The following is a 7659-nucleotide window of genomic DNA, read 5'->3' on the forward strand; positions in this document are numbered from 1 at the left end:
CAGGGCACGGGAGTCGAGCTTGCCGTTGGGGGTCAGTGGCAGCGTGTCGATTGCCACCACCGCGCTGGGCACCATGTACGACGGCAGCCGCTCGGCCACCGCGGCCCTCACCGCCGCCGGATCGGCTGTCCCGGTGACGTAACCGACCAGGCGTTTGTCACCGGGGCGGTCCTCGCGCGCGATCACCGCCGCCTGCTCGACGCCGTCGACCGCGGACAGCGCGGCCTGGACTTCGCCGAGTTCGATGCGGTAGCCGCGGATCTTGACCTGCTCGTCGGCGCGGCCCTGGTATTCCAGCTGCCCGTCGGCGCTCCAGCACACCAGGTCTCCGGTGCGATACATGCGCGCTCCGGGCTCCCCAAACGGGCAGGCCACGAACCGCGAGCCGGTCAATCCCGGCCGGCCGACGTAGCCGCTCGCCACACCGGCACCGGCCACGTACAACTCGCCGACCACTCCGGTCGGGACCGGACGCAGCCAGCCGTCCAACACGAACAGCGCCGCACCTGGCACCGGCGCGCCGATCGGCGGCGGCCCCGAACCCGGCTCGAGCGGCGCACTGATGGCGACACACATCGTCGTCTCGGTTGGGCCATAAGCGTTGATCATCACCCGTCCGGGCGCCCACCGGTCCACCACTTCGACCGGGCACGCCTCGCCGGCCATCACCAGCGACACGGACTCCAAGCCCTCCGAGGAGAGCGCCGCAACCGCCGACGGGGTTTGGGTGAGGACGGTGACCTGCTCCCGAACCAGCAACGCGTGGAACCCTTCTGGCGATCGCGTGACCACTTCGGGCACCACGACCAGACGCCCGCCACGCAACAGTGCACCGAAGATCTCCCACACCGAGACGTCGAAAGCGTACGTGTGACTCTGCGACCACACCCCCGCCGCCGGTAGACCGGCATCCAGGGACCCGATCAGCCGGGTCACGTTGCGATGGTTCACCGCAACGCCTTTGGGCACTCCCGTGGTGCCCGAGGTGTAGATCAGGTACGCAATATCGTCGGCCGAGGATTCCGGCAGGGCGGTGCTCGGGTTGGCGTCGACCTGGTCCTCGACATCGATGATGGCAAGGTCGGAGCCTGCCAGCCGCGACCGCAGGCCCGCCGTGGTGATCGCGACCTTCGGTGCGGCGTCGCCGACGATGAACCTGATGCGCGCCACCGGGGCAGCCGGGTCGATCGGCAGGTAGGCCGCACCCGCCTTGAGTACCGCGAGGATCGCCACGATTGCCTCGGCCGAGCGCGAAAACAGCAGCGCCACAGGCTCACTCGGGCGCACGCCACGATCGATCAGCAGGTGCGCCAACCGGTTTGCCGCCTCGTCCAGCTCCCGGTATGTCATGGACACACTGCCCCAACTGACCGCCGGGGCCTCGGGGGCACGCGCCACCTGCTCAGCGAACAGCGCCGAGATCGACACCGGCGTGGGGGCGGGCGCGGTCAGCACCGAGCGATGGCCGACCTCATCCAGGTGGGCACGCTCGGGCTCGTCGAGCAGGTCCATCGCCGACAACCGCCTCGCCGGTTCGGTGGTCATGGCCACCAGCACTCGCTGGAACCGCTCGATCAGCGTCTCGATGCTGACCGAATCGAACGCATCGGTGTCGTACTCGACGCGAAGCCCCAACTCGGCGCCCGGTGCGGCCTGCACCGTCAACGGGTAGTGGTTGTATTCGCGGGTGGTGGAGTCACTGATTCCCAGCTCATTGTCACCCAGGGCCACACCGGTTTCGACGGGGAAGTTCTCGAACGCGAAGAGCGTGTCGAACAGCTGGTCCTGACCGGTGATGCGGTGAATCTCGTTGAGCGCCAAGTGCTGGTGCTCGAGGGTGTCGCCGTAGGCACTCTGCAACTGGTTCAGCAGATCCAGCGTCGTGGTCGACGGCGTGATGTTGGCGCGCACAGGCACCGTGTTGATCAACAGGCCCACCATCGACTCTGCGCCGGGCACCTCGGCCGGCCGACCCGAAACCGTGGTGCCGAAGGCGACATCGTGTTGACCGGTCAACCAGGACAGCAAGCGCGCCCAGGCGGCTTGCAACACGACGTTCACGGTGGTGTGCGACGAGCGCGCGAGTTCGTTGATGGCGCGCGAAGTTTCGGCGGGCACCACATACGCCTGGGTTCCGCGCGGGCCCAGCCCCAGCCGCTGCGGGCTCACCAATGTGGGAACCTCGAAGCCGGCGAACACCTCACCCCAAGCAGCGCGCGCCGCGTCGAGGTCTCGATCGGCCAGCCAGTCCACGAATGTCCGGAACGACACCGGCGCGGGCAGGCGCTGTCCGCTGAAGCTGGCGAAGATCTCCCCCAACAGGATCGGCAGCGACCAACCGTCGAGCACGATGTGATGAATGGTCAGCACCAGTCGGTGGCGGTCCGTCGCCGTGCGGAGCAACGCCGCCCGGAAGGCCGGTTGATCGGCGAGCTCGTACACCGCAACACGTTCCGCGGCGCAGAGCCGGCGAACCAGCTCGTCGGTATCCAATACGTCGCCGCGGTCAAGCTCGATGTACTGCCAGGCCGCAACGGGATCGGCCGGGATGACCTGTACCGGCTCGTCAAACTGCTGGCAGAAGCGGGCCACCAGGTTCGGATGCCGGGCGACCACCGCCTGCACCGCGTCCTGCAGGCGACCCGCGTCCAGCGGGCCGGTCACGCCGATCTCCAGCTGCACCGCATACAGGTCGTCGCCGCCCCGCGAGGTGTTCGCGTGGAAGAGCAGTCCCTGCTGCAGCGCGGTCAACGGCAGAACGTCCGCGATCTGGTATTGCCGCGCCAACACGTCGATCTGCTGTTGGCTCAGTCGCGCGGACGCAACGTCCGACGGAGTCAATCCGCCGCCACCGGAACGCACGTGCGCGCAGATGCCGGTCAGCGCCTCGAACCACAACCGGCTCAGCCGGCTGACCTGCACCTCGTCGAGAACCGAAGGCGCCCAGGTCCAGTCGGCGCGCAGACGCGGGCCGGCGTCGGTCTCGATGGTAACGGCGTTGACGTCAACGGTGTGCATGAGTGGCATCGGAATTGCCGCGGCCACGCCGGTGACCGCCGAGCGGTCCTCGCAGATCCGCCAACCGTCACCGGCGACGTCCGCTCCCACGGCGCCCTGACGCCCGAAGTAATTGAACCCGATCGACGGGTCCGCTCCTGCCAGGTCGACGTCGGCGTTCAGGTAGCGCAGTGCGCCGTACGTCAGGCCCTCGGGAAGGGAGCGCAGCTGTTCCTTGGCATCCTTGATCACGTCACCGAGTGCGGCATCACCGGCGACCACCTGCGGCCACGATAGCCCGCTCACCCCAAGCCGCACAGGGTATTTGGTGGTGAACCATCCCACGGTGCGTGACAGGTCGACGCCGGCGCCGAGTTCCTCGTGGCGGCCGTGGCCCTCGACGTCGATGCCGACCGGTGCCCCGACGCCCGTGAATTCCGTTACCGCCAAGGCGAATGCGATCAGCAGGATGTCGTTGATCCGGGCGTGGAACGCCGCAGGCACCTCGACCAACAGCATCCTGGTCGTCTCGACATCGTCGAGCGACACCGACAGGTGCGCGGCGCGCTCGTAGGTGTCGATCGCCGGTTTGACCGCGGGCAGCACCGCCGGAGTCGTGGCTATCCGGTCCCATACCTGTTGTTGGGCAACGACTTCCGGCGTACGGGCATGTGCGTTGAGAATCTCCGCCCACCGCGCGAACGACGTCCTGCCCGCAGGCAACGCCAACGGCTGCCCGGCGCGATGCTGAGCCCACGCGATGTTGAGGTCCTCGAGCAGGATCATCCAGGACACCGCGTCAACGGCAAGGTGGTGAACGATCAGCACGAGCTGACCGGTGGAGCTGACCCACAGCGCGCTCAGCATCACGCCGGTCGCCGGGTTCAACCGCGAGCGTGCCCGTATCACCGCGTCGTCGGACAGTTCGTCGACCGACACCAGGCAATCCCGGGCGTCCACCGACCCCACCTCGGGCACCGTCAACGCCCACTCCCCGCCGTCGTCGTCCACGCGCAGCCGCAGCATGGCGTGCCGATCGAGCAAGGCCTGCAACACGATCACGACGTCGGCTTCGCCGGCGCCCTCGGGAGCCTGCACCACCATCGTCTGGTTGAACTGGTCGACCGGACCCTGCACGCCCTGCAACCAGCGCACGATTGGTGTCGCGGGCAGTTCGCCGATGCCCTCATCGATCGGGCCGACCGCATCGTCGGCGACCGTGATCACCCGGGCCAGCCGGGCAACGGTCTGCTCGACGAAGACGTCGCGCGGCCGGCACGCCAGGCCGGCGGCGCGCGCCCGCGCCACCACCTGCATCGACAGAATGCTGTCACCACCCAGCTCGAAGAAGGAGTCGTCGACGCCGACCCGGTCGAGCCCGAGCACCTGGGCGTAAATACCGGCCAAGATGTCTTCGATCGGGTTTTCCGGGGCGCGGTAGCGATCGACATCGCGATACTCCGGCGCGGGCAGCGCGCGGGTGTCGAGTTTGCCGTTGGGCGTCAGCGGCAGCTCCTGCAGCACCACCACGGCCGCGGGAACCATGTACCCCGGCAGCCGCTCGGCCAGCGCGGCACGCGCCCCGGCCGGGTCTGCCGTCCCGATGACATAGCCGACCAGGCGCTTGTCACCCGGACGGTCCTCGCGCGCGATGACGACCGCTTGGTCGACACCGTCGAGCGCACTCAACGCCGCCTGGATTTCGCCGAGTTCGATGCGGTAGCCGCGAATCTTGACCTGCGCGTCGGCGCGGCCCAGGTAGTCGAGTTGCCCATCGGCACCCCAGCGCACCAGGTCTCCGGTGCGATACATGCGCGTACCGGGCGCCCCGAACGGGCAGGCCACGAACCGCGACGACGTCAGCCCGGCCCGGCGCCAATACCCGCCGGCGACACCGGCACCCGCGACATACAACTCGCCGACGACACCGATGGGAACCGGCCGCAGCGACCCGTCCAGCACGAACAGTGCCGCCCCCGGCACCGGCGAACCGATCGGCGCCACACCGGAATCCGCGGTCAACGGCGCGCTGACCGCCGCGTAGATGGTGGCCTCGGTCGGTCCGTAGGCATTGATCATCACCCGATCCGACGCCCAGCGGTCCACCAACTCGGTCGGACACGCTTCACCGGCGACCACCAACGCCGTCGACTCCAGGCCCTGCGCGTCGAGCATGCCGACGGCCGAAGGGGTTTGACTCAAAACGGTGACGTCTTCGGCGACCAGCAAGGCGTGCAGGTCTTCCGGTGAGCGCGCCGTGTCTTCGGGAACGACCACCAGTCGTCCGCCTTGCAGCAGCGCGCCGAAGATCTCCCACACCGAGACGTCGAAGGCCAGCGAATGCCACTGCGACCACACGCCCGCCGCCGGCAGTCCGAAACCGACCGAAGCCAGCAGTTGGGTCACGTTGCGGTGGCTTACCGCAACACCTTTGGGGACGCCGGTGGTGCCTGAGGTGTAGATGAAGTAGGCGAGATCGTCCGGGCGTGGCGCCGTCGGGAGCGCCGTGCTGGGCTGGGCGGCGACGGCCGGGTCAAGCACATCGATGACCGTTACGTCCTGGCCGGCGAATCGGTCCGCCAAGTCGGCGGTGGTGACGGCGGCGATCGGCGTGGCGTCGGCAAGCATGAACCCGATCCGGGCCTCCGGCAGGGCCGGGTCGATCGGCAGGTAGGCCGCGCCGGCCTTGAGCACCGCCAGGATCGACACAATCGCCTCGGCCGAGCGCGAAACCAGCAGCGCCACTTGCTGTCCCGGGCCCGCGCCGTGCCCGGCCAGCAGGTGCGCCAACCGGTTCGCGGCCTCGTCCAGCTCGCGATACGTCAACGACCTACCGTCGCACACCAGCGCCACGGCCTCCGGGGTGCGCGCGACCTGCGCCGCGAACAGCTCAGGTATAGACGCGTCCGTGCCCGTCGACTGGGCCAACACCGCGCGGTTTCCAAGTTCGTCCAGCCGGGCGTGCTCGGCTTCGTCGAGCAGATCCAGCGACGACAACAGCAGCGTGGGGTTGGCCGTCATCGCGATCAGCACCCGCTGCAACCGTTCCGTGAGCGCCTGGATGCTGGCGGGGTCGAAGACGTCGGTGCGGTATTCGACCCTCCCGCCGATCCCGGCGGGTTCGCCACTCTCGCTCCACCGTTCGGACAGCGAGAACGTCAGGTCCATCCGGGCCGATTGGGTATCCGTCTGCAGCGGCGTCACCCGTAGGTCGCCCAGTCCCAGACCGGAAGCGGGGTCGCTCGAGTACCCCGGAAGGTTCTGCCAGGCCAGCATCACCTGCACCAGCGGATGGTGACTGAGCGACCGGACCGGGTTGAGCCGGTCCACCAGCAACTCGAACGGCACATCCTGGTGCTCGTAGGCCGCCAGGCTGCGTTGTCGGACCTGCGCCAACAGATCGGTGAAGCTGGGGTCGTCTGCGACGTCGACCCGCAGCACCAGCGTGTTGACGAAGAACCCGACCAGCTCGTCAAGTGCGGGGTCGCGGCGTCCTGCGATCGGGAAGCCAACGGCCACATCGGTACTCGCGCTGACCTTCGACAGCAGCACCGCCAGCGCGGCCTGCATCACCATGAAGGGGGTCGCGTTGTGCTCGCGAGCCACTTGTGCGATGCGTTGCTGCAACTCGGCCGACCAGTCGACGTCCACGCTGGCGCCGCGCTGATCCGCCATCAGCGGGTAGGGGCGGTCGGTGGGCAACTGCACCCGCTCGGGCATCCCGGCGAGGGCGTTCTGCCAGTAGGCCATCTGTGCGGCCAGTGGGCTGTGGGCGTCCTCGATCTCGCCGAATTGCGCACGCTGCCACAGGGTGTAGTCGATGTATTGAACGGCCAACGGCGCCCAGTCCGGGGCGCGCCCGGCACAACGACTGGCATAGGCGGCGCCCAGATCGCGCACCAGCGGGGTGATCGACCATCCGTCGGCGGCGATGTGGTGCACGACCGCGGCGAGCACGTGTTCGTCTTCGGAAACCCGGAAAAGCCTTGCCCGCAGTGGGATCTCGGCGTCCAGGGCGAACGTGTGGAGCGCTACGTCGCCGACGGCCTCGATCAGCCGGCCTTCAGGCCAGCCGACGGCGTCGACGACGTCCCACCCGAAGTCGGCACGCTCGACCGGGAGGACGACCTGCTGAGGTGTTCCCTCGGGTGCCACGACCAGCGTGCGCAGGCTCTCGTGCCGGGCCACCACGTCGGCCAGCGCGACGCCCAGCGCCTCGGCGTCGAGCGAGCCTTCCAGTCGCAGAGCGGCGGCGACGTTGTAAACCGGTGACGGCCCCTGCAATTGGTCGATGAACCACAAGCGGTTCTGTGCGAACGACAACGGCACCACCGCGGGCCGCGCCCCTGCGACCAACGGTTGCAGCCCGCCCGGGGCCTCACCGATGCGCGGCGCCAGCTGGGCGATTGTGGGCGCCTCGAACAGGGTCCGCACCGCAAGGTCGGACTCCAGGCCGGCGTTGACGGCCGCGATCAGCCGCATCGCCGAGATGCTGTCGCCCCCGAGGTCGAAGAAGGAGTCGTCGATCCCGACGCGGTCGACGCCGAGCACCTGCGCGTAGATGCCGGCCAGGATCTCCTCTGTCGGGTTGGTCGCAGCGCGGTACACACCGCCCAGGTATTCCGGTGCCGGCAGGGCGCGGATGTCGAGCTTGCCGTTGAC

Annotated in this window: 1 protein-coding gene; it reads right to left on the reverse strand. The window is 68.7% G+C overall.

Going from position 1 to position 7659, the window contains the following annotated elements; all coding sequences use genetic code 11:
• On the reverse strand, nt 1-7659 hold a 7659-nt coding region (locus tag JOZ00_RS13310), incomplete at both ends, for a non-ribosomal peptide synthetase (RefSeq protein ID WP_293344425.1).

Origin of the sequence: Mycobacterium sp., from assembly GCF_019243155.1 — a bacterium.
In the GTDB taxonomy this organism is placed as follows: Bacteria; Actinomycetota; Actinomycetes; order Mycobacteriales; family Mycobacteriaceae; genus Mycobacterium.